This is a genomic window from Pseudomonas sp. Teo4 (genome assembly GCF_034387475.1).
Taxonomy (GTDB): domain Bacteria; phylum Pseudomonadota; class Gammaproteobacteria; order Pseudomonadales; family Pseudomonadaceae; genus Aquipseudomonas.
On the sequence record NZ_JAXCIL010000004.1, the window covers coordinates 15,381 to 37,820 of the forward strand.

The 22,440-nt window shown below is 62.2% G+C and carries 17 protein-coding genes; 9 read left to right on the top strand and 8 right to left on the bottom strand.

What is annotated here, in order from left to right; translation table 11 throughout:
- Positions 1–30 precede the first annotated feature (30 nt).
- Positions 31–858, bottom strand: coding sequence for a peptidoglycan DD-metalloendopeptidase family protein (locus PspTeo4_RS28570; protein ID WP_322366954.1), 828 nt, complete (start codon positions 856–858; stop codon positions 31–33).
- Between the two features lie 3 nt (positions 859–861).
- Positions 862–2,241 carry an exodeoxyribonuclease VII large subunit gene (gene xseA / locus PspTeo4_RS28575; protein ID WP_322366955.1) on the bottom strand — a complete coding sequence of 460 codons (1,380 nt, stop codon included), beginning with the start codon at positions 2,239–2,241 and terminating at the stop codon, positions 862–864.
- A gap of 362 nt (positions 2,242–2,603) precedes the next feature.
- Here xseA and PspTeo4_RS28580 point away from each other — a divergent pair, with 362 nt between their 5' ends.
- The 4 genes from PspTeo4_RS28580 to guaA all read left to right on the top strand — a co-directional run bounded on the left by PspTeo4_RS28580 (position 2,604) and on the right by guaA (position 7,175).
- Positions 2,604–3,359, top strand: a complete 756-nt coding sequence (locus PspTeo4_RS28580) for a sulfite exporter TauE/SafE family protein (RefSeq protein WP_322366956.1) — start codon at positions 2,604–2,606, stop codon at positions 3,357–3,359.
- A gap of 46 nt (positions 3,360–3,405) precedes the next feature.
- The gene (locus PspTeo4_RS28585) at positions 3,406–3,963 is read left to right on the top strand and encodes a sugar ABC transporter ATPase (RefSeq protein ID WP_322366957.1); all 558 of its coding nucleotides are present in this window, start codon (positions 3,406–3,408) and stop codon (positions 3,961–3,963) included.
- 86 nt (positions 3,964–4,049) lie between these two features.
- Positions 4,050–5,519 carry an IMP dehydrogenase gene (gene guaB, locus PspTeo4_RS28590; RefSeq protein WP_322366958.1) on the top strand — a complete coding sequence of 490 codons (1,470 nt, stop codon included), beginning with the start codon at positions 4,050–4,052 and terminating at the stop codon, positions 5,517–5,519.
- Between the two features lie 78 nt (positions 5,520–5,597).
- Entirely contained in the window at positions 5,598–7,175 is a 1,578-nt protein-coding gene (gene guaA, locus PspTeo4_RS28595) for a glutamine-hydrolyzing GMP synthase (RefSeq protein ID WP_322366959.1), read from the top strand.
- Positions 7,176–7,256: 81 nt separating this feature from the next.
- On the opposite strand, the gene PspTeo4_RS28600 is transcribed toward guaA, so the two are convergent.
- The gene (locus tag PspTeo4_RS28600) at positions 7,257–9,152 is read right to left on the bottom strand and encodes an LTA synthase family protein (RefSeq protein ID WP_322367002.1); all 1,896 of its coding nucleotides are present in this window, start codon (positions 9,150–9,152) and stop codon (positions 7,257–7,259) included.
- A gap of 305 nt (positions 9,153–9,457) precedes the next feature.
- On the opposite strand from PspTeo4_RS28600, the gene PspTeo4_RS28605 reads away from it, so the two are divergent.
- Positions 9,458–10,840 carry a multicopper oxidase family protein gene (locus PspTeo4_RS28605; RefSeq protein ID WP_322366960.1) on the top strand — a complete coding sequence of 461 codons (1,383 nt, stop codon included), beginning with the start codon at positions 9,458–9,460 and terminating at the stop codon, positions 10,838–10,840.
- Positions 10,840–11,319 carry a tRNA adenosine(34) deaminase TadA gene (gene tadA / locus PspTeo4_RS28610; protein WP_322366961.1) on the top strand — a complete coding sequence of 160 codons (480 nt, stop codon included), beginning with the start codon at positions 10,840–10,842 and terminating at the stop codon, positions 11,317–11,319. Before PspTeo4_RS28605 ends, tadA begins: the two co-directional genes overlap by 1 nt.
- 156 nt (positions 11,320–11,475) lie before the next feature.
- Here the strand turns inward: tadA and mltF are convergent, their stop codons facing one another.
- The gene (gene mltF / locus PspTeo4_RS28615; protein ID WP_322367003.1) at positions 11,476–12,933 is read right to left on the bottom strand and encodes a membrane-bound lytic murein transglycosylase MltF; all 1,458 of its coding nucleotides are present in this window, start codon (positions 12,931–12,933) and stop codon (positions 11,476–11,478) included.
- A 496-nt stretch (positions 12,934–13,429) separates the two neighbouring features.
- On the opposite strand from mltF, the gene purL reads away from it, so the two are divergent.
- Both purL and PspTeo4_RS28625 read left to right on the top strand, forming a co-directional pair.
- Positions 13,430–17,329 (top strand): phosphoribosylformylglycinamidine synthase, encoded by a 3,900-nt coding sequence (purL, locus tag PspTeo4_RS28620; RefSeq protein ID WP_322366962.1) that lies wholly within the window; start codon positions 13,430–13,432, stop codon positions 17,327–17,329.
- Between the two features lie 13 nt (positions 17,330–17,342).
- Entirely contained in the window at positions 17,343–17,654 is a 312-nt protein-coding gene (locus PspTeo4_RS28625; RefSeq protein ID WP_322366963.1) for an NGG1p interacting factor NIF3, read from the top strand.
- A 106-nt stretch (positions 17,655–17,760) separates the two neighbouring features.
- Here the strand turns inward: PspTeo4_RS28625 and tatC are convergent, their stop codons facing one another.
- Genes tatC through tatA form a run of 3 tightly spaced genes read right to left on the bottom strand, consistent with a single transcriptional unit; the run spans position 17,761 to position 19,012 of the window.
- On the bottom strand, positions 17,761–18,519 hold the full coding sequence (gene tatC, locus PspTeo4_RS28630; protein ID WP_322366964.1) for a twin-arginine translocase subunit TatC: 759 nt from the start codon (positions 18,517–18,519) through the stop codon (positions 17,761–17,763).
- Positions 18,516–18,794: a Sec-independent protein translocase protein TatB gene (gene tatB, locus PspTeo4_RS28635; RefSeq protein WP_322366965.1), complete on the bottom strand. Its 279-nt coding sequence runs from the start codon at positions 18,792–18,794 to the stop codon at positions 18,516–18,518. Before tatB ends, tatC begins: the two co-directional genes overlap by 4 nt.
- Positions 18,794–19,012, bottom strand: coding sequence for a twin-arginine translocase TatA/TatE family subunit (gene tatA, locus PspTeo4_RS30090; RefSeq protein WP_416196998.1), 219 nt, complete (start codon positions 19,010–19,012; stop codon positions 18,794–18,796). Before tatA ends, tatB begins: the two co-directional genes overlap by 1 nt.
- 146 nt (positions 19,013–19,158) lie before the next feature.
- Between tatA and gspK the strand changes: the two genes are divergently transcribed.
- On the top strand, positions 19,159–20,124 hold the full coding sequence (gene gspK / locus PspTeo4_RS28645; RefSeq protein ID WP_322366966.1) for a type II secretion system minor pseudopilin GspK: 966 nt from the start codon (positions 19,159–19,161) through the stop codon (positions 20,122–20,124).
- A gap of 186 nt (positions 20,125–20,310) precedes the next feature.
- Here the strand turns inward: gspK and PspTeo4_RS28650 are convergent, their stop codons facing one another.
- The gene (locus tag PspTeo4_RS28650; protein WP_322366967.1) at positions 20,311–22,368 is read right to left on the bottom strand and encodes a PhoX family phosphatase; all 2,058 of its coding nucleotides are present in this window, start codon (positions 22,366–22,368) and stop codon (positions 20,311–20,313) included.
- Positions 22,369–22,440 lie beyond the last annotated feature (72 nt).

The following is a 22,440-nucleotide window of genomic DNA, read 5'->3' on the forward strand; positions in this document are numbered from 1 at the left end:
CGGCTTGCCGGCGATGGAGGCGACTCGGTCTCAGGGCTGGAACGCGCCAATAAAGATCGCCGGGTCCACCCGCGCATCGTTCAGGCTGACGTTCCAATGCATATGTGGCCCGGTAGCCCGCCCGGTCGAGCCAACCCGGCCGACCACATCGCCACGGCGCAATTGCTGTCCGACATTCACATCGATCTTCGACATGTGACAGAACATGCTGATGAAGCCCTGACCATGGTCGACGAACACGGTGCGGCCATTGAAGAAATAGTCGCCCACCAGAATCACCTTGCCATTGGCCGGCGTCTTGATCGGCGTGCCAGCAGGCACCGCGAAGTCCAACCCCGCGTGCGGGTTGCGTTCCTCGCCATTGAAGAAGCGGCGTACGCCGAACTTGCTCGACAGCGGGCCGTTGACCGGTTTGTCGAGAACCAGGTTGCTCGGCAGGGCCGGGCTGAAGCTGCGGTAGGCCTTGATCTGCTCGGCCAGTTCACGGTCGATGCGCTTGAGGTCGGCTGGGTCCGGGTTGACCTGGCGCTTGTTCTTCAGGGTGATGTGCTGTTCGGGGTATTTCTTGCTGCCGACAGTGAAGGGCAGGGTGCGGCCGCCCTGGCTGAGCGTGGCGGTGCCTGGCTTCTGCGTCAGCGGAATGCCGACGATGGCCAGCCAGTTGTCCTGCTCCTTGACCACCAGCACCGGTTTGCCATCGAAGCGTGCACTCGGCGCGGTAGCCGAAGGGCCGAGGTCGACCACCGCGACACCGCCGGGCACCGGCTTGTTCAAGGTGCGGGTGATGTAGCTGGCCTGGGCGCCGCCAGCCAGCAACAGCAGGGAAAGGGCAAGCAGGGGCGCGATCAGGCGGGGCATGAGTCAGTCCAGTAAAGAGAGAGTGACCGGAGTCAGGTGGTTGTCCTCGACCCGCACCAGCAACTCGCCTTCATTGAGGCGGGCGGTCAAGCGCTGGCCGTTGTGGGTCTGGTCGGCGCTGCGGATGGCCTGGCCACGTTCGTCGAGGAGGATGCTGTAGCCGCGGGCCAGGGTGGCCAGCGGGCTGACCACCTGCAATGTCTGCAACTGTGCCTGGAAACGCTGGCGCCGGTCCTTGAGCACTTCGCGCATGGCCCTTGGCAGGCGTTCGGCGAGGCTGTCCAGGCGCTGGCTCAGCAGCTTCAGGGAGCGGCCAGGGTGCTGCGCGGCCAGGCGCGTGTCGAGACGCGCCAGGCGCTCGCGGCGTTGGTTCAGGTTGAGCGTGAAGGCCCGGCGCAGGCGCATGTCCAGGTCGTCCAGGCGCTGGGCCTGCTGACGCAGGCGTTCGCCGGGGTGGCGCAGGCGGCGGGTGAGAGACTCCAGGCGCAAACGGTCATGGGTCAGGCGATTCTGCATGCGCAGCAGCAAGCGCCGCTGCAGTCCATCGAGGCGTTGCTGCAGGCCGCTATTGTCCGGGGCCAGCAGTTCGGCTGCCGCCGAGGGAGTCGGTGCCCGCACATCCGCCACGAAGTCACTGATCGAGACATCGGTTTCATGGCCCACGGCGCTGACGATCGGCGTCACGCAGGCAGCCACGGCGCGGGCCACGGCTTCTTCGTTGAAGCACCAGAGGTCTTCCAGCGAGCCACCGCCTCGGGCCAGGATCAGCGCATCGAAGCCACGGCTGTCGGCCAGTTGCAGGGCGCGGACGATCTGGCCGATGGCTTCACGGCCCTGTACCGCGGTGGGGATCAGGTTCAGCTCGACCTGCGGCGCGCGGCGGCCGAACACGCTGATGATGTCGCGGATCACCGCGCCGGTGGGCGAAGTGATGATGCCGATCCGCTGTGGGTGGGCCGGCAGCGGCTTCTTGCGTTCGGTACTGAACAGACCTTCGGCGCCGAGCTTTTCCTTCAGCGCTTCGAAGGCCAGGCGCAAGGCGCCATCACCGGCTGGCTCGACAGTGTCGAGAATCAACTGGTAGTCGCCACGCCCCTCGAACAGCGAGACCTTGCCGCGCACCCGTACCGCCAGGCCGTCGCGCAGCGCCTGGCGCACGCGGGTGGCGTTCTGCCGGAACAGCGCGCAGCGCACTTGGGCCCCGCTGTCCTTGAGAGTGAAATACATGTGGCCGGAGGCCGGGCGGGCGAGGTTGGATATCTCGCCTTCCACCCAGACGCTGCGGAACACGTCTTCCAGCAGCACGCGGGCACGGCCGTTGAGTTGGCTGACGGTGAGGACCTCGCGGTCCAGGCCGAGTCGTTCGAAGGGGTCTTTGATCATGGCGGGCATGATAAGGGGAGGGGGAGTGCATGTCTTGGGTTTTCTGGTGCCTTTGAGATCGAGCGCCGCCCGCGCGGCGCATCGCGAGCAAGGCTCGCTCCCACATTTGTTTCGGGCCAATTATTCCTGTGAGGTTTGTGCGCGAACGCTCTTGGCGCACGGCTCGATATCGCGTCGAACAATCAAGGCGGTCGCGCGCAAATGGTGCAGGCATAATTGGCCCGAAATAGAGGTAGGAGCGAGCCTTGCTCGCGATGCGCCGCGCGGGCGGCGCTCGATCTCAAAGGCGCTATAAACCTCAAGGCATGCGCCTGTTCGCCCACATGCAATCACAAGGCATGCGCATTTAAAGGACTATCCCAATGCTAACCCAGCTCTCCCTAACCCCCTTCGACTGGCTCCCCATGCTCCTCGCCATCGCCGCCGCCTACATTGTCTTCGGCATCGCCGGCTTCGGCACCGCTTTGATCGCCGGCCCAGTCCTCATCCATTTCATGCCGCTGTCGCGCATCATTCCGTTGCTGGTGCTGCTGGATTTCGTCGCCGCCTTCGGCAACCTGCTGCCTTCGAGGCGCGACGTGGTGCGTGGCGAACTGCTACGCCTGCTGCCCTGCATGGCCGTGGGTTGCACTTTGGGTGTGGTATTCCTGTTGCAGCTCAAATCCGACCTTCTGCTGTTGCTGATGGGCCTGTTCGTGACGGCCTATGCCATTTATGGTCTTGCGGTAAAGGTCAGGCCAGCCAAGCTGTCTGGCGTGTGGGCAGTGCCGATGGGCACAGTTGGCGGCTTGTTCGGTGCATTATTCGGCAGCGGTGGCTTTCTCTACGCCCTCTACCTCAGCGCACGGCTGGAAGTAAAAGAGCAGGTGCGAGCAACCCAAAGTGCGCTGATCAGTTGCAGCACAATCGTTCGCCTTTCGCTATTTCTGATCGCGGGCGTATACGCCGATAGCAGTCTGCTTCTACTGGCAGCCTGTCTGCTACCGGTGATGTTCGCCGGGCTTTGGGTTGGCCGTCGGCTGTCGATGAAACTATCCCGTGAAGCCTTCATTCGCCTGGTCACTTGGCTGGTCCTGGCCAGCGGCCTGGCCCTGATCGGTCGCTACCTGAGCGGGTGAGCGGTAGAATTGCGCCAATATCGCAGTTCGCAGGCCAGTTTTTGCAATGAGCACCCAGAGCATCATCGTCCCCAAACTTTCCACCGTGCCGGTTCACGAAGCCCGTGCCAGGGCCATCCTGCGCTGGCTGGTGCGCGAGAAAATCGTCGAGGAGCAACTGACCACCTGTGGTCGTACCGGCAACCGCATGGGCCATGCCCTGGCCGAAGGTGCGCGCAAGGTTGCCCTGCACCCCGAGAAACTGCCGTTCGGTGAGCAGGTCAACGGCCTGGAAGTGATGCTCAAGCGCTGCATCTACACCCCGACCGAAGGTTTTCTCGAAGAAGCCGGTTGCCCGGAGTGCCGGCGTGAAGTCGGCGAGCCGCTGTTCGAAAGCCTGGAAGAGTGGATGCCGGGCGTCAGCGACAACTTCACCTGCCCGCTGTGTGGCTTCGAAGATGACATCAATGGCTTTCTCTTCCTGCAGCCATGTGCCTTTTCCAACCTGGGGTTCATCTTCAACAACTGGGGCGAGGCCGGGTTTACCCAGGCCTTCCTTGACAGCTTCGCCGACTGGCTCGACCAGCCGGTGGCCGTGGTGCAGGTAAAAGTGCCACGCGCCTGACCGAAGGCCCCTTTTTTGCATTGAGCGGCGCGCCGTGGATGAGTATAATGGCGCGCTTCCATTTTTCCCGCCCGGGAGCCCCCGCGATGCTGCGTATCAGCCAAGAAGCCCTGACCTTCGACGATATCCTCCTTGTACCTGGTTATTCCGAGGTACTGCCCAATGAAGTCAGTCTCAAGACCCGTTTGACCCGTGGCATCGAGCTGAACATTCCGCTGGTTTCCGCCGCCATGGATACCGTGACCGAAGCGCGCCTGGCCATCGCCATGGCCCAGGAAGGCGGCATCGGCATCATCCACAAGAACATGACCATCGAACAGCAGGCCGGCGAAGTCCGCAAGGTCAAGAAGTTCGAGGCTGGCGTGGTCAAGGACCCGATCACCATCGACGCCGACGCCACTGTGCGCGACCTGTTCGACCTGACCCGCCTGAACAATATCTCCGGCGTTCCGGTGCTTGAGAACGGCGACCTGGTCGGCATCGTGACCTCCCGTGACGTGCGCTTCGAAAGCCGTCTGGACGCCAAGGTCCGCGACGTGATGACGCCGAAAGAGCGTCTGGTCACCGTCCGCGAAGGCGCCGACAAGAACGAAGTCCGCGAGTTGCTGCACAAGCACCGCCTGGAAAAAGTCCTGATCGTCGACGACAAGTTCGCCCTCAAGGGCATGATGACCGTCAAGGACATCGAAAAAGCCAAGGCCTACCCGCTGGCCAGCAAGGACGACCAGGGTCGTCTGCGCGTCGGCGCGGCCGTCGGCACCGGCAAGGACACCGGCGAGCGCGTTGCCGCCCTGGTTGCCGCCGGCGTTGACGTGGTGGTCGTCGACACTGCCCACGGTCACTCCAAAGGCGTGATCGACCGCGTTCGCTGGGTAAAAGAAAACTACCCGCAAGTTCAGGTGATCGGCGGCAACATCGCCACCGGCGCCGCTGCCAAGGCCCTGGCTGAAGCTGGCGCCGACGCGGTCAAGGTCGGTATCGGCCCAGGTTCCATCTGCACCACCCGTATCGTGGCCGGTGTCGGCGTGCCGCAAATCAGCGCCATCGCCAACGTCGCCGCCGCGCTGGAAGGCACTGGCGTGCCACTGATCGCCGACGGCGGTATCCGTTTCTCCGGTGACCTGTCCAAGGCCATCGTTGCCGGCGCCTCGTGCGTGATGATGGGCTCGATGTTCGCCGGTACCGAAGAAGCGCCGGGTGAGGTCGAACTGTTCCAGGGTCGTTCCTACAAGGCCTACCGCGGCATGGGTTCGCTGGGTGCCATGGCACAGGCGCAAGGCTCCTCCGACCGTTACTTCCAGGACTCCTCGGCCGGTGCCGAGAAGCTGGTTCCGGAAGGCATTGAAGGCCGCGTGCCCTACAAAGGCGCTCTGGCTGCGATCATCCACCAGCTGATGGGCGGCCTGCGTTCGTCCATGGGCTACACCGGCAGCGCGACCATCGAAGAGATGCGCACCAAGCCGGAATTCGTGCGCATCACCGGTGCCGGCATGGCCGAGTCCCACGTGCATGACGTGCAAATCACCAAAGAAGCCCCTAACTACCGCGTAGGCTGAGGCTTCAAGCAACATGTGCAAGCGGGGCTGTCATGACAGCCCCGCGTCGTTTCCGATTTCCACTGACGAGATTGAGTCATGGCCCTCGACATTCACGCTCACCGCATCCTGATCCTCGATTTCGGTTCCCAGTACACCCAATTGATCGCCCGCCGCGTGCGCGAGATCGGTGTCTACTGCGAACTGCACCCGTTCGACATGGACGATGAAGCGATCCGCGAATTCAACCCTCGCGGCATCATCCTGGCAGGCGGCCCAGAGTCGGTCCACGAAGCCAACAGCCCGCGTGCACCGCAAGCAGTGTTCGACCTGAAGGTGCCGGTGCTGGGTATCTGCTACGGCATGCAGACCATGGCCGAGCAGATGGGCGGCAAGGTCGAAGGTTCCGACCTGCGCGAGTTCGGCTATGCCCGCGTCGACGTGGTCGGCAAGAGCCGCCTGCTCGACGGCATCGAAGACCATGTCGACGATGACGGCGTACTGGGCCTGGATGTGTGGATGAGCCACGGTGACAAAGTCACCCAGATGCCGGGCAACTTCCACGTTCTGGCCAGCACCCCGAGCTGCCCGATCGCCGGCATGTACGACGACTCCCTGGGCTACTACGGCGTGCAGTTCCACCCGGAAGTGACCCACACCAAGCAAGGCGGTCGCATCCTGTCCCGCTTCGTTCAGGACATCTGCGGCTGTGAAGCCCTGTGGACCCCATCCAACATCGTCGAAGACGCCATCGCCCAGGTGCGTGAGCAAGTCGGTTCGGCCAACGTCCTGTTGGGCCTGTCCGGCGGTGTTGACTCCTCGGTGGTTGCCGCGCTGCTGCACCGCGCCATTGGCGACCAGCTGACCTGCGTATTCGTCGACAACGGCCTGCTGCGCCTGCACGAGGGCGACCAGGTGATGGCCATGTTCAAGGAGAACATGGGCGTCAAGGTCATCCGCGCCGACGCTGAAAAGCAGTTCCTCGACAACCTGGCCGACGAAGCCGACCCGGAGAAGAAGCGCAAGATCATCGGTCGCACCTTCATCGACGTGTTCGATGCCGAGGCCAGCAAGCTCGAGAACATCCAGTTCCTCGCCCAGGGCACCATCTACCCTGACGTGATCGAGTCGGCCGGCGCCAAGAGCGGCAAGGCCCACGTGATCAAGTCGCACCACAACGTTGGTGGCCTGCCTGAGGAAATGAACCTCAAGCTGGTCGAGCCGCTGCGTGAGCTGTTCAAGGACGAAGTCCGCAAGATCGGCCTGGAGCTGGGCCTGCCGTACGACATGGTCTACCGCCACCCGTTCCCGGGCCCAGGCCTGGGTGTGCGTATCCTCGGCGAAGTGAAGAAGGAATACGCCGACATCCTGCGTCGCGCCGACCACATCTTCATCGAAGAACTGCGCAAGGCCGACTGGTACCACAAAACCAGCCAGGCGTTCGTGGTGTTCCAGCCGGTCAAGTCGGTGGGTGTCGTTGGCGACGGCCGTCGTTACGCCTGGGTCGTGGCCCTGCGCGCCGTCGAGACCGTGGACTTCATGACCGCACGTTGGGCGCACCTGCCGTACGAGCTGCTGGAGACTGTCAGCGGCCGTATCATCAACGAAATCGACGGTATCTCCCGCGTTACTTACGACGTGTCGAGCAAGCCGCCGGCCACCATCGAGTGGGAATGATCGGGCTGCCGGCCTAAGCTGGCACCGACAGGCATGGATACACCAAAAAGCCCGCATAATTGCGGGCTTTTTGGTTTTTGTTCATTCAGGTTGCTTAGGTTTTTCAGGCTTTTTGGCAAATAGCGCTTTCTGGTAGAAATTATAGGAAAGCAGCCTGTTCTTGACCGCGGTGAACTCATCACCCTCTACACGTTGCGGGTGCTTTTCCTGCGGGTCTTCCTCGATATTGTATTTCGTCAGGGTGTCCGAGCTGAATTCGTAAATGTATTTGTAGGGGTGCTCTACCAACGCAGATGACAGTTGGTCAAAGAACGTGGACATGAAGAACGTTCGCTTACCATGTTCCCTCAACAAACTGATGCCTTGTACAGAGAGGGGAGATTCGGTAACGCCAAAGAAGTCGGCCACCGTAGGCGCAATATCGGTCTGGTGACTGGTCATTGAAGCGGGCTTGGGCAGAGGTTTTCCATTTGCCCAGAAAATGAGCGGTACGGTCACTTCTTCTTCATGCATGGAGGAGTTGTGAATGAACAGGCCGTGCTCACCGAACGACTCACCGTGGTCACCTACGAACACGAATAATGTCGAGTCCAGAAGGCCTTTTTTGTCAAATGAAGTCAGCATTTCCCCCAGCACGCTGTCTGTTTTGGCTATGCAATCTTCATATTTTTCAAGTTCGCTCTGTGATGTGCTGCCTTGGCTGCAGTAGTAGGGATAGTGGGCTGCGCTTGGGAAGTAGAGCGCGATGAACCCTTTGCCATTCTTTTTGATGTTCTCCAGGTAAGGGATGCTGGACGAAAACAGCTGTTCATCACTTTCACCGAAGCTACTGGCGTTTTGTGGCCGATTTTCGGCGGGGATGATGTCCGAGACTGCATAGGCATTCGATACGCCGATGGACTTCAAGAACCCCTCCATGTTTTCGAACTGCAGATACAGCGAGCTGAAGGCGACGGCTTCCATGTTTTTTCTGTTTTTCAGCTCATGAATGACGCTAGGTTGCAGCAGGTACATGGCCTCTTTGATTTCAACGTCGGGGTAGGCGTGAAGCCCAGTCAGGATCGCGTGGTAGCCTTTGGACGAGTGCGGGATTGATACGTATGATTTGAAGAGCATGCCCTCTTGGGCAAGCTTTTCGAAGGTGGGGTACTTTTCAGCGGTATTGATACCGGGCGCAAAAATGCTGTTCCAGCGAACCGACTCGAGAACGACGAAAACCAGGTTCTTGAAGTCTGGCGTGGCTTGAGCGGGAAGTTTTTGCACGTTATTTACGCTGGATAGCGGGTAGGCGGGTTGCTCGAATGGCAGTGGAGGTCTGTGCGGCGCAGCGTTTAAAGACGTCGTGTCTCTGAGCGTGGTGACCAGTGGGCTGATGACAATATTTTCGTTCAGGTCGTAGCGCGCGTCTTTGGCATAGATGGCACCGATGAGCAGGGCGGATATCACGAGTAGCGAAGCCCAGCGGTATGGGGCTCTCTTGGTCGCGTCCGTGCGCTGTTCTTTATAAGCGATGTAAGTAGCCAGCCCAACGAAAGACCACGTCGCCAGGTAAGCAAGAAAGAGCACGAAGACAATGAACCTGAATGTGAACCCAAATCCGGCGGATTGCTTGAGGAAAACCTCGGCCCCGGAGGTCAGGTTGCTTGCGTTTTGCAGGCTGTAGCTTATCAGTTGCCAGTCCAGTGGCTTCAGCCATAGTTCCCGAACACGCATGTCCACCAGCAGGAACAGCAGCAAGGCGCCTGAGACGATGCTCAACAGATAGAAGTTGAACCTGTTTCTGGTAATGGTGTTGACGGCGATCACATAAAGGGCAGCCACAAGAATCACGTCTTGTAGCAAGTATTGGGCAATATCGAGAGCGCCGGTATCGACCCATCGATAAGAGAAAAACTCGATCAGGATGATCTTCGGTACGAGAAGAAGGCTAACAGCGAGCAGGAGAGAAATGTGTAGTAACGAATTCCTTTTCCACATGTTGTCGAACCCTCGCTTTGACTGAGCAGGCGTCTTGTTGGAAACGGTTGATGGGTAGAAGGCCAGCACCTGCGCACCCCATCTGCTTGAACTTAAGCAGTCCACCCTTGATTGAGCAAGTCGGCCCCAGCGGCGTCAGTCTGGCACTCACGGGCAGGACGGGCATCGGCGGGCGGGCGCGGTCGCTTGCCGGTGGTGCGGCAAGACTTCACTTAATCTTTCGCAAATGCAGGTGTATCGTATTCGCCCTTCATCGCCAGCCCCTGCTGGCAGACTGATTGCGCAGAAATGAGGTACCCGCACCGATGTCCTTTACCCGTCGACAAATGCTCAAAGGCCTTACTGGCCTGGTTGTGGTAGGCCTGGGCGCCGGAGGCGCGGCGCGGTACTGGCTGGGCAAGGTCGAGGACGAGAACGCCGGGCACGACTACGAGCTGATCGCCGCACCGCTGGATGTGGAGCTGGTACCGGGCTTCAAGACCGAGGCCTGGGCCTTTGGCCCTTCGGCACCGGGCACTGAGTTGCGGGTGCGCCAGGGCACCTGGTTGCGGGTGCGCTTCATCAACCATCTGCCGGTGGAAACCACCATCCACTGGCATGGCATTCGCCTGCCGCTGGAAATGGACGGTGTGCCATATGTCTCGCAGCTTCCGGTCAAGCCGGGTGAGTACTTCGACTACAAGTTCCGCGTGCCGGATGCCGGCAGCTACTGGTACCACCCCCATGTCAGCAGTTCCGAGGAGCTTGGTCGTGGACTGGTTGGCCCGCTGATCGTCGAGGAGCGTGAACCCACCGGTTTCCTTCACGAGCGCACGTTGAGCCTGAAGAACTGGCATGTGGACGAGCAGGGCGCCTGGCTGCCTTTCAGCATTCCCCGCGAGGCTGCGCGTAACGGCACTGCCGGGCGGCTGATCACCATCAATGGGCAGGCCGATTCGGTGACCGAGTTGCCCGCCGGCCAAGTCGTGCGCGTGCGCCTGCTGAACCTGGACAACACCTGGACTTACCGCCTGAACCTCAAGGGCAACTGCGAAGCCAGGATCTACGCCCTCGACGGCAATCCAGTCACCCCACGCCCGCTGGAAGACGAATACTGGCTCGGCCCTGGCATGCGCATCTGCCTGGCCATTCGCATTCCAGAGGTGGGCGAAGAGATATCGCTGCGCGACGGTTTCGTGCGCTTGGGTACCCTGCGGTCTGTGGCCAGCAAAGACGCGCCCTCCGATTGGCCAGCCGCGCTGCCCGCCAATCCGATCGCCGAGCCAGACCTGGAGAATGCCGAGAAGCTCAACTTCAATTTCGAGTGGGTCGGCAAGGTTTCGGTCAACACCGAAAACGGCAAGCCGCCAAGCTTGTGGCAGATCAACGGTCAGGCCTGGGACATCACCGACAAGACCTGCGCCGACCGACCGATTGCCACGCTACAGAAGGGCAAGAGCTACATCTTCGAGCTGAAGAACATGACCCAGTACCAGCATCCGATCCACTTGCACGGCATGAGCTTCAAGGTGATCGCGTCCAATCGACGCAAGATCGTCGAACCTTGGTTCACCGACACCTACCTGTTGGGCAAGAACGAGCGTGCCCAGGTGGCTTTGGTCGCGGATAACCCAGGCACCTGGATGTTCCATTGCCATGTCATCGACCACATGGAAACCGGCCTGATGGCCGCGATCGCGGTGGTCTGATGCGTCCACAGATCATCGATCGCAGCCGCGATCAGGAGTTCATGCGCCTGGCATTGGAGCTGGCCGCTCAGGGCGCCGCAATGGGAGAGGTGCCGGTCGGGGCGGTGCTGGTGCAGCACGGGCAGGTGATTGGGCAGGGCTTCAACCGGCCTATCGTCGACAGCGACCCCAGTGCGCATGCCGAAATGGTGGCCATTCGGGCTGCGGCGAAATCGGCCTGCAATTATCGGCTGCCTGGCAGCACGCTGTATGTGACCCTGGAGCCTTGCAGCATGTGTGCAGGGCTGATCGTGCACTCGCGGGTGGCGCGGGTTGTGTATGGCGCGCTAGAGCCCAAGGCGGGCATCGTGCAGAGCCAGGGGCAGTTCTTCAGCCAAGGGTTTCTCAACCATCGGGTTATGTTCGAGGGTGGGGTGCTGGCCGAGGAATGTGGCGCGATTCTTAGCGAGTTCTTCAAGGCTCGGCGGGCCAAAGCCTGACCCTTGCAGGGTTTTTGGTGCTTTGTCGGCCCTTTCGCGGGTAAACCCGCTCCCACAGGGTTTTCAAGGGACCTGAAAGTTGTGGAGCACCTTGTGGGAGCGGGTTTACCCGCGAAAGGGCCCGTACAGGCAGCCAATTGCCTCAAGCCCAGCTCATCACATCGGCGGCGACTGATCCGCCGGCTTGTCCTTGTTGACCCCAGGCACATGCAGATTGCCTTCGGCTACCTGGCCTTCGAGCTGCGGCTGGGTCACCCAGGTGAGGATGTCGTAGTAGCGGCGGATGTTGGCCACGAAGTGCACCGGCTCACCGCCACGGGCATAGCCATACTTGGTCTGACGGTACCACTGCTTCTGTGACAGCCGTGGCAGCATTTTCTTCACGTCCAGCCACTTGTTCGGGTTCAGCTTTTCGCGTTTGGCCAGGGTGCGGGCATCTTCCAGGTGGCCGCTGCCGACGTTGTAGGCGGCCAGGGCGAACCAGGTGCGGTCCGGTTCCTGGATGCTGTCGTCCAGCTCTTCCTTGATTTTCATGAAGTACTTGGCGCCGCCCTGGATGCTCTGCTTCGGGTCCAGGCGGTTCGATACGCCCATGGCCTGGGCGGTGCGCTGGGTCAGCATCATCAGGCCGCGTACGCCGGTCTTCGAGGTGACCTCCGGTTGCCACATGGACTCCTGATAGCCAATCGCGGCCAACAGGCGCCAGTCGACCTGCTCGACCTTGGCATAGCTCTTGAAGTGCTTCTCGTACTTGGGCAAGCGTTGTTGCAGGTGCTGGGCGAAGGTGTACGCACCGACATAGCCCAGAACGTCGACATGGCCGTAATAGCGGTCTTTCAGACGCTGCAGGGTGCCATTCTTCTGCGCCTTGTCGAGGAATTCGTTGACCTCGTTGAGCAGGCTGTTGTCTTCACCGGGCGCCACCGCCCAGCGCTGGTCACGGGTGTCGCCCAGGTCGAAGGCCACCCGCACGTTGGGGAAGTAGACCTGGTTCATGGCCAGTTCGTTCGAGTCGACCAGGGTCAGGTCGATCTGGCCTTCATCGACCATGCGCAGCAGGTCGACCACCTCGACCGCATCGGACTCTTCGTACTGCAGCCCCGGGTACTGTTTTTTCAGTTCGGCCAACTGATCGGCGTGGCTGCTGCCCTTGAGCACCATGATTTTCTTGCCGACCAGCCCTTTGGCGGCGGTCGGGCGTGGGCGGCCGTTGCGGTAGATGACCTGCGGAGTCACTTCCAGATACGGGTGGGAGAACCTGGCCTGGGCCTTGCGCCGTTCGCTACTGACCAGGCCGGCCGCTGCCAGCACCGGGCCGGACGGTTTGCTGAGTTGGTCGAACAGTTCGTCAAGGTTGTCGGCAGTTTCGATCTGCAGCTTCACGCCGAGATCGTCGGCGAAATGCTTGACCAGCTCGTATTCGAAGCCGGTTTCGCCGTTGCGGTCCTGGAAGTAGGTCGCCGGGCTGTTGCGGGTAATGACGCGCAGCACGCCGTCCTCCTTCACGCGCTCCAGGGTGCTGGGTTTTTCAACACAGGCACCGAGCATCAGAAAGAGTCCGGTTGCGATGAGCCATCTGGCGCAGCGCTGGCGCAAAACAGTGTGGGCGAACATAGTTTGCAGTATACGCAAAGGACAGGCCCCGCCATATCTCGACAACAGATAGCTTGTCTGGTAGCGCGTTCTATGCTGTTGGTGCTTGCCGATGCAGGTGTGGCGTTTGTGAGATCGAGCGCCGCCCGCGCGGCGCATCGCGAGCAAGGCTCGCTCCTACGTTTGTTTACGGCTAATGTGGCCTGTGACAGAGGCGCGCGACCGCCTTGCTTGTACGACTCAACATCGCGTAGTGCACCAAAGCGGTCGCGCGCAAATCGCGCAGGCATAACTGGCCCGAAACAAACGTAGGAGCGAGCCTTGCTCGCGATGCGCCGCGCGGGCGGCGCTCGATCTCGCAGGCACTGCACCTCTCAAACGGATCACCTCAAATTTCTGACCCGCAAGTCCGGTTCCACCGCCCGGCAGCCGTGGCGTAGAGCGGGTGCCGAAAGCTGTCGAATTAGGCTAGAATGCACGGCCTCTAAGCACACCCCTTCCTGAGGCTGTCCCGACGATGTTGATCCTGCGCGGCGCTCCTGCCCTTTCTGCCTTTCGCCACGGTAAATTACTCGAGCAACTGAGCCAGAAAGTCCCCGCTGTTACTGGTTTGTATGCCGAATTCGCCCATTTCGCCGACGTCGACGGCGAGCTGACCGCCGACCAGCAGCAGGTGCTGGGCCGTCTGCTCAAGTACGGCCCGAGCGTTCCGGTACAGGAGCCCAGCGGCCGCCTGTTCCTGGTCGTGCCGCGCCTGGGCACCATCTCGCCCTGGGCCAGCAAGGCCAGCGACATCGCCCACAACTGCGGCCTGCAGTCGATCCAGCGCCTGGAGCGCGGCATCGCCTACTACGTCGCGGGCAACCTGAGCGATGCCGATGCCCAACTCGTCGCCGCCGAACTGCACGACCGCATGACCCAGCGCGTACTGGGCCAGCTGGAGCAAGCCGCTGACCTGTTCAGCCACGCCCAGCCCAAGCCGATGACCTCGGTCGACATTCTCGCCGGTGGCCGCGCGGCTCTGGCCCAGGCCAACATCGACCTGGGCCTGGCCCTGGCCGAAGACGAGATCGACTACCTGGTCAACGCCTTCCAGAACCTTGCGCGCAACCCGAACGACATCGAACTGATGATGTTCGCCCAGGCCAACTCCGAGCACTGCCGCCACAAGATCTTCAACGCCAGTTGGGACATCGACGGCCAGGCTCAGGAAAAGAGCCTGTTCGGCATGATCAAGAACACCTACCAGATGCACAGCGAAGGCGTGCTGTCCGCTTACAAGGACAACGCCTCGGTGATCGTCGGTAATGTGGCCGGTCGCTTCTTCCCGAACCCTGAAACCCGCCAGTACGGCGCGGTGCAGGAGCCGGTGCACATCCTGATGAAGGTCGAGACCCACAACCACCCGACCGCCATCGCCCCGTTCTCCGGTGCCTCCACCGGCTCCGGCGGCGAAATCCGTGACGAAGGTGCCACCGGTCGCGGTGCCAAGCCCAAGGCTGGCCTGACCGGCTTCACCGTGTCCAACCTGCGTATTCCGGGCTTCGAGCAGCCTTGGGAGAAGGCCTACGGCAAGCCTGAGCGTATCGTCGACGCCCTCGATATCATGATCGAAGGCCCTCTGGGTGGCGCCGCGTTCAACAACGAATTCGGCCGCCCGGCCCTGACCGGCTACTTCCGTACCTTCGAGCAAGCCATCAACACCCCGCACGGTGAAGAAGTGCGCGGCTACCACAAGCCGATCATGCTCGCTGGCGGTATGGGCAACATCCGCGAAGACCACGTGCAGAAGGGCGAGATCACCGTCGGCGCCAAGCTGATCGTGCTCGGCGGCCCGGCCATGCTGATCGGCCTGGGCGGCGGCGCCGCTTCGTCGGTCGCCACCGGTGCCAGCTCCGCCGACCTGGACTTCGCCTCGGTACAGCGCGAAAACCCGGAAATGGAGCGCCGTTGTCAGGAAGTCATCGACCGTTGCTGGCAGCTGGGCGACAAGAACCCGATCGCCTTCATCCACGACGTCGGTGCCGGTGGTATCTCCAACGCCTTCCCTGAGCTGGTCAACGACGGTGGCCGTGGTGGCCGCTTCGAACTGCGCAACGTGCCCAACGACGAGCCGGGCATGGCCCCGCACGAAATCTGGAGCAACGAGTCGCAGGAACGTTACGTGCTGGCCGTCAGCGCCGAAGACTTCGAGCGTTTCCAGGCCATCTGCGAACGCGAGCGCTGCCCGTTTGCCGTGGTCGGCGAAGCGACTGAAGAGCCGCACCTGACCGTCAGCGACAGCCACTTCGGCAACACGCCGGTGGACATGCCGCTCGACGTGCTGCTGGGCAAGCCGCCACGCATGCACCGTTCGGTTACTCGCGAAGCCGAGCTGGGCGATGACTTCGACCCAAGCGAGCTGGACCTGGACCAAGCTGTCCAACGCGTGCTGAACCACCCGGCCGTGGCCAGCAAGAGCTTCCTGATCACCATCGGCGACCGCACCATCACCGGCCTGGTTGCCCGCGACCAGATGGTCGGCCCGTGGCAGGTTCCGGTGGCTGACTGTGCCGTCACCGCCACCAGCTTCGACGTCTACACCGGCGAAGCCATGGCCATGGGCGAGCGTACTCCGCTGGCCGTGCTGGATGCCCCGGCGTCCGGGCGTATGGCGATCGGCGAGACCATCACCAACCTGGCCGCCTCGCGCATCGACAAGCTGTCCGACATCAAACTGTCGGCCAACTGGATGTCCGCCGCCGGCCACCCGGGTGAAGACGCCCGCCTGTACGACACCGTCAAGGCGGTCGGCATGGAGCTGTGCCCTGAGCTGGGCATCACCATTCCGGTCGGCAAAGACTCGATGTCGATGAAGACCAAGTGGAGCGAAGAGGGCGTCGAGAAGAGCGTCACCTCGCCGATGTCGCTGATCATCACCGGCTTCGCCCCGGTCACCGACATACGCCAGACCCTGACCCCGCAGCTGCGCATGGACAAGGGCGAGACCGACCTGATCCTGATCGACCTGGGCCGTGGCAAGAACCGCATGGGCGCCTCGATCCTGGCCCAGACCTACGGCAAGATCGCTGCCCAGGCGCCGGACGTGGATGACGCTGAAGACCTCAAGGCCTTCTTCGCCGTGATCCAGGGCCTGAACGCCGACGGTCATTTGCTGGCTTACCACGACCGTTCCGACGGCGGCCTGCTGACCACCGTGCTGGAAATGGCCTTCGCCGGCCACTGTGGCCTCGACCTGCAACTCGACCCGCTGACCGACAGCAAGGCCGACGTGCCGGCTATCCTCTTCAACGAAGAGCTGGGTGCGGTGATCCAGGTGCGTCAGGACGCCACCCCGGACGTGCTGGCACAGTTCAGCGCTGCAGGTTTGGGCGAAGGCTGTGTGTCGGTGATCGGCAAGCCGGTCAACAACGGTGAAGTGTCCATCAGCCTCAATGGCGAAGTGCTGTTCGACGACGACCGTCGCATGCTGCAGCGTCAATGGGCTGAAACCAGCTACCAGATCCAGCGCCTGCGCGACAACGCCGACGGTGCCGATCAGGAATTCGACCTGCTGCTGGAAGAAGACAACCCAGGCCTGTCGGTCAAGCTGGGCTATGACGTCAACGACGACATCGCTGCGCCGTACATCAAGAAAGGCATTCGCCCGCAAGTGGCGATCCTGCGTGAGCAGGGCGTCAACGGCCAGGTCGAGATGGCAGCCGCCTTCGACCGCGCAGGCTTCGCCGCCATCGACGTGCACATGAGCGACATCCTCGCTGGCCGTGTCGACTTCGAAGCCTTCAAGGGCCTCGTGGCTTGCGGTGGTTTCTCCTACGGTGACGTGCTGGGTGCCGGTGAAGGCTGGGCCAAGTCGGCGTTGTTCAACGCCCGTGCCCGCGATGCCTTCCAGGCCTTCTTCGAGCGTACCGACAGCTTCGCCCTGGGTGTGTGCAACGGTTGCCAGATGATGTCCAACCTGCACGAGCTGATTCCGGGCACCGAGTACTGGCCGCACTTCGTGCGTAACCGCTCGGAGCAGTTCGAGGCCCGTGTGGCCATGGTCGAGGTGCAGAAGTCCAACTCGATCTTCCTGCAGGGTATGGCCGGTTCGCGCATGCCGATCGCCATCGCTCACGGTGAAGGCCATGCCGAGTTCGCCAGCGAAGAGGCACTGCTGGAAGCCGACCTGTCCGGTTGCGTGGCCCTGCGCTACGTCGACAACCATGGCAAGGTCACCGAAGCCTACCCGGCCAACCCGAACGGCTCGCCGCGCGGTATTACCGGCCTCACCAGCCGCGATGGCCGTGTGACCATCATGATGCCGCACCCGGAGCGTGTGTTCCGTGCCGTGCAGAACTCCTGGCGCCCGGACGAGTGGCAGGAAGACGCCGCACTGATGCGCATGTTCCGCAATGCGCGTGTTTGGGTGAATTGAGGGTGAACTAAGGGTGTACAAGCTCGCCTTCTTCGTCCCCGCCAGCCATGTCGAAGTGGTCAAGGCCGCCGTGTTCGCCGCTGGAGGCGGCCGCATTGGCGACTACGACCACTGCGCCTGGCAGACCCTTGGCCAGGGCCAGTTTCGCCCGTTGGACGGCAGCCAGCCGTATATCGGGCAAACCGGCCAGGTCGAGGTAGTGGAGGAGTGGAAGGTGGAGCTGGTGGTGTCCGACGACCTGATCGCTCAGGTCGTCGATGCGCTCAAGCAGAGCCACCCGTACGAGACGCCGGCCTATGAGGTCTGGCGTCTGGCCGAGTTCTAAGACCGCGCCGCCTTTATCGCCGGCAAGCCGGCTCCCACAGGTACCGCGCAGATCTTGAGATCACTGCCGTACCTGTGGGAGCTGGCTTGCCGGCGATAGGGCCGGTTCATTCGGCAACCATTTCCCGCCCTTGCTCAGCACGCCGTAACCCCGCACACGCCAACAACCCCACCTCGAACAGCACCCACATCGGCACCGCCAGCATCGTCTGCGAAAACACGTCAGGCGGCGTCAAAATCATCCCCACTACAAAACACCCGACGATCACGTAAGGCCGGCTGCGCCGCAATGTGGCCACGTCGGTGAGCCCCACCCAGACCACGATGAACGTCGCCACCGGGATCTCGAAGGCCAGGCCGAACGCCAGGAACAACGCCATGATGAAGTCCAGGTACTGGCTGATGTCGGTCATCATCGCCACGCCCTCGGGCGTCACGCTGGCGAAGAAGCCGAACATCATCGGAAACACCAGAAAGAACGCAAACGCCATGCCGGCGTAGAACAGCACAATGCTCGACACCAGCAGCGGCAGGGCGATGCGCCGTTCACGGCGGTACAGCCCCGGGGCCAGAAAGCCCCAGGCCTGGTGCAGCAGCAGCGGCATGGCCACGAACAGTGCGCACATGGCCGTCAGCTTGAACGGTGTCAGGAACGGCGAAGTCACGCTGGTGGCGATCATGCTGGCGCCTTCCGGCAGAAAACGCCGCAGTGGTTCGGAAATCAATGTGTAAAGGGTCTGGGCGAAGGGAAACAGGCCGGCGAACACCAGAACGATCACCCCCAGGCAGCGCACCAGACGTTTGCGCAGCTCTCGCAGATGTTCGGTCAGTGGCATAGCCGTTGCCGGGTCCATGGCAACGCTCATGAGGCATTCTCCCTGGCGGATGCATCGTTGGCTGGTGCTGCGTTCAGGCTGATGCCTTGGCGAATATCGTGTTCCAGGCGCTGCAAAGGCGCGCTGTCCAGATTCGGCATATCGATTTCGCGTTCCATCTGCGTGCGCAGTGCGTTCATGGCCCGGCGTGCCTGGCCGAGGCCGCGCCCCAAGGTGCGCGCCGCCACCGGCAGGCGCTCCGGGCCAAGCACCAGCAGAGCGATGACACCGACCAGCAGCAATTCGCTGAAACCTACCTCGAACATCAGGCTTGTCGATCCGCTTGTGATTGCTGTGTTGTCAGTGGTGCCTGCTGTTGCGGTTGCGGGGGCGTGTTGGCATCCGCGTCGCCGCCCATGGATTTGCGAAAGCCCTGTATCGCGTCGCCTACATCGCTGCCCAGGCCCTTGAGGCGCTTGGTGCCGAACAGCAGAAACACGATCAGCAAAACGATCACCAGTTGCCAGATTCCAATACCGCCCATGTACGGCTACTCCTGTAAGGTCATGAAAAGGAAGGGCAATCCTGCCCGGTGCAGATGACGTGAACATGACTGCAGCGTGATTGCCATCTGGCTGCAACAACCTGGGTGTTGACTGGCGCTTTTAATAGTCAGGAAGGCGGGTGCAGATGGGCGGCGGGCGACAGCAGGGCGCGGCACTGCTGATGGTGATGGTGGTGCTGGCGATGCTCGCGGCGGGCATGGCTTGGCTGGTGGAAGACGGCCGTCGTCAGGTCGATGAGGTACGCCTGTTGCACCAGCGTGTGCAGGTGCGGGCCATGGAACAGGCGGGGTTGGCCTACGCCGAACAAGCGCTGCGCGATCCGGCGTGGCGCCAGAGCCCGCTTTTCTGGCAGGCCTTGCGCGGGCAGCCGTTGACCTATGATTTTGGCGCCGGGCAGGCGCAATTGCGGGTAACCGACCAACACACCTGTTTCAACGTCAATGCACTGCTCGGGGCGGACGGCGAGCGGGCCGAGCGCCAGTTACGCTATTTGCTGGGGGACGACATGGCGGCCGAACGCCTGGTCGATGCCCTGGCCGACTGGCTCGACAGCGACAGTGATGCGCGCCTGCAAGGTGCCGAGAGTGCTCAATACCTGCGCCAGCAACCGCCACGCCTGGCCGCGAACCAACCCATGCTCGACCCCAGTGAGTTGAACCTGCTGCTCGAACCCGATGCTTCGCGCCAGGGCCGCTTCCCGATGCTCTGCGCCTTGCCGCAGACCACGGGCTGGCGACTGAATGCCAATGCCTTGGGGCTGGAGCATTTGCCGTTGCTCGATGCGCTGTATGAGGGGCGTTACCCGCGTGCTCTGCTCAGTCGCATTGTCAGTGGTCGACCGGCGTCAGGGTATGTGGATGCAGCGGCATTGCGTCAGGCACTCGGAGCGGTGGATGACCAGACCTTCGAGGCGCTGAGTGAAGGATTGCTGCTCAACAGCGGGCATTTTCTGCTGCGGCTGTCGTTCGAGGAGGAAGGGCGGTCGATGCGCAGCGAGTTTCAGCTGGAGGCGCTAGGGGTGGTGCAGTGGCACGCGCGGGTGCCGGCGCAGCAGGTGCGGGTCAGGAGTAGGGCGCCGATAGCCTGGTGAGTCATGGGGGCTGCTTTGCAGCCCAATCGCCGGCAAGCCAGCTCCCACAGGGATCGCGCAGCTTTTTAGAAACTGAGCAAGACAGTTGCACCCACATGGACCGCGCAGATTTTGAGATCACTGCCGTACCTGTGGGAGCCGGCTTGCCGGCGATTGGGCCGCAACGCGGCCCCTCTACCGATGAGGTCAGGCGGTACCGATCTCCCCGCCATCATCGCGCTGAATCACCACCGTCGACGCCCGTGGCCGTACCGTGCTCCCAGCCGGGGTGGCATCGGTAGCCTTGTCGGTATACGGCCAGTTACCCGGGTGCTGAATGTTCACGAACAGCGTCTTGTTATCCGGCGTAAAGGTAATGCCAGTCACCTCACAGCCATTCGGGCCGACGAAGAAGCGGCGCAGGTCCACCTGGTTCTGGGCATTGACCGGGATCTGCTTGCCGCTGGCATCCACCAGGTCGGTCGGGATCACCGCCAGCAACTGGTCGTTGGTGTAGTCGGTCACGGTGGATTCGCCGTTGTCGGTCTCGAACCACAGCACGCCACGGCTATCGAAGCTCATGCCGTCGGGGCTGGCGAACTGGTTGAGTTCGGTCAGGCCCGAGCGGTTGATGTCGGCGGTGCCGGCGGCGTTGGCGCCGAACACGAAGATGTCCCAGGTGAAGCTCAGCTGGTCGTCGCTGTCGTGCCAGCGGATGATATGGCCGTGGCGGTTCGGGCCACGCGGGTTGGCAGCATCGACCTTGTCTGCGGTACGTGCGCTGTTGTTGGTCAGGGTCAGGTAGACATCGCCATTGAGCGGGTTGACCGCGGTCCACTCCGGGCGGTCCATCGGCGTAGCGCCCACGGCATCGCCAGCGCCACGGGTGTTGAGGATGATGCCCGGCAAGTCGCCATACAGCGCACCCAGGGTGCTGCCGCCGGTGGTGGCGGTAGTGACGTCGAGCAACAGCCAGACGCCAGTGCCGTCGGCGTTGAAGCGGGCCACATAAAGCTTGCCCTGGTCCATGTACTTGGCGCCGGTGGCCAGGCGGTCGGCGGGGGTGGCGTCGGCGGTGTCCCATACGGCGTCGGACACGAATTTGTACAAGTATTCGTTGTTGGAGTCGTCACCCATGTACCAGACCAGCGGCTTGCCAGCCACCGCCAGGCCTGGGCAGCAACCTTCGTGGCGGAAGCGGCCCAGGGCGGTGCGCTTGGTAGCCTGGGTGGCGCTGTTGTACGGGTCGATTTCGACGATGAACCCGTAGGTGCTGGCTTCGTTGCGGAAGTCGTCGGTGGCGCTGGCGCCTTTGATGGTGACGTCGAAGCGGGCGAATTCATCGTCTACCTCGGTGGCATCGCCGGCTGCGGTTTCCCACTTGTACTGGCCGCTGGAGGTACCCACACCAATGCGCGCCTGGTCGGCCGGGCGAGTGCCCTTGTTGACGAAGATGCCAGGCCAGTTCTCTTCACAGGTCAGGTAGGTGCCCCACGGCGTGTAGCCGTTCCCGCAGTTGTTGTTGGTGCCACGGCACTGGGTACCGTCTGGCGAGAACTTGGTCTTCACATGGTCGGTGCCGCGTAGCGGGCCGGCGATGTCCATTTGCGAGACGGTGGTGAAGCGGCGGTTCAGCGGGTCGTTGTCGACCACCTGCCAGCGGCCGCTGACTTTCTGCAGGCGCACCACGCCAGCACCATGGGCGTTGATTTCCTTGCGCACCTCCTCTACCGGGCGATTGCCGCTGCCGTCGGTAGTGGGGCCGGCCGGGTGCAGGGCGGCGGTGTCGATGTACTCGAAGTTGATCGCCAGCAGGCCGTCTTCTGAGCTGCCGTTGATGGGGAAGAAATGCATGCCGTCGTGGTGCATGCCCATGGCGTTGGCCTGGTCGGTCGAGGTATTGCTGCCGTCGGACTTCCACGGGTTGCCATTGCTGTTGAGCGGCGTGCCCCAGGGCGCAAGTACGTAGGCGCTGTAGCCGGCGGCGACAACGCAGGCATCGGTGCGCGAGCCTGGAATGGACTGGAAGCCCAGTGCCAGTTTTGGCGGTTGCGGATCGGTCACCGGCGGCTCGGAGCTTGCGTCGTCATCTGAACCACCACTGTCGAAGCAGCCCGTCAGGCCGGCTCCGGCAATCATGGCAATGGCAGCGCCAAGGCTGCCGCGCATCACGCTGCGACGGCTCAGGTAGGCGTCCATGACGCTGGTCATCGGCAGGTTGCCACTCAGGTTGCGGTCCAGGTTATCGCCGCTTTCTCGACTCATCAGGGTGTCCTTATGTTGGCTGAGTTGGAGGAAAGCGCGACTTTAGAGCGCAAGTATGATGATTGATTGGCA

Excerpts from the sequence above, each read along its gene's own strand:
- PspTeo4_RS28570 (WP_322366954.1), bottom strand. The coding sequence starts at position 858 with ATGCCCCGCCTGATCGCGCCCCTGCTTGCCCTTTCCCTGCTGTTGCTG.
- xseA (WP_322366955.1), bottom strand. The coding sequence starts at position 2,241 with ATGATCAAAGACCCCTTCGAACGACTCGGCCTGGACCGCGAGGTCCTC.
- PspTeo4_RS28580 (WP_322366956.1), top strand. The coding sequence starts at position 2,604 with ATGCTAACCCAGCTCTCCCTAACCCCCTTCGACTGGCTCCCCATGCTC.
- PspTeo4_RS28585 (WP_322366957.1), top strand. The coding sequence starts at position 3,406 with ATGAGCACCCAGAGCATCATCGTCCCCAAACTTTCCACCGTGCCGGTT.
- guaB (WP_322366958.1), top strand. The coding sequence starts at position 4,050 with ATGCTGCGTATCAGCCAAGAAGCCCTGACCTTCGACGATATCCTCCTT.
- guaA (WP_322366959.1), top strand. The coding sequence starts at position 5,598 with ATGGCCCTCGACATTCACGCTCACCGCATCCTGATCCTCGATTTCGGT.
- PspTeo4_RS28600 (WP_322367002.1), bottom strand. The coding sequence starts at position 9,152 with ATGTGGAAAAGGAATTCGTTACTACACATTTCTCTCCTGCTCGCTGTT.
- PspTeo4_RS28605 (WP_322366960.1), top strand. The coding sequence starts at position 9,458 with ATGTCCTTTACCCGTCGACAAATGCTCAAAGGCCTTACTGGCCTGGTT.
- tadA (WP_322366961.1), top strand. The coding sequence starts at position 10,840 with ATGCGTCCACAGATCATCGATCGCAGCCGCGATCAGGAGTTCATGCGC.
- mltF (WP_322367003.1), bottom strand. The coding sequence starts at position 12,933 with ATGTTCGCCCACACTGTTTTGCGCCAGCGCTGCGCCAGATGGCTCATC.
- purL (WP_322366962.1), top strand. The coding sequence starts at position 13,430 with ATGTTGATCCTGCGCGGCGCTCCTGCCCTTTCTGCCTTTCGCCACGGT.
- tatC (WP_322366964.1), bottom strand. The coding sequence starts at position 18,519 with ATGAGCGTTGCCATGGACCCGGCAACGGCTATGCCACTGACCGAACAT.
- tatB (WP_322366965.1), bottom strand. The coding sequence starts at position 18,794 with ATGTTCGAGGTAGGTTTCAGCGAATTGCTGCTGGTCGGTGTCATCGCT.
- tatA (WP_416196998.1), bottom strand. The coding sequence starts at position 19,012 with ATGGGCGGTATTGGAATCTGGCAACTGGTGATCGTTTTGCTGATCGTG.
- gspK (WP_322366966.1), top strand. The coding sequence starts at position 19,159 with ATGGGCGGCGGGCGACAGCAGGGCGCGGCACTGCTGATGGTGATGGTG.
- PspTeo4_RS28650 (WP_322366967.1), bottom strand. The coding sequence starts at position 22,368 with ATGAGTCGAGAAAGCGGCGATAACCTGGACCGCAACCTGAGTGGCAAC.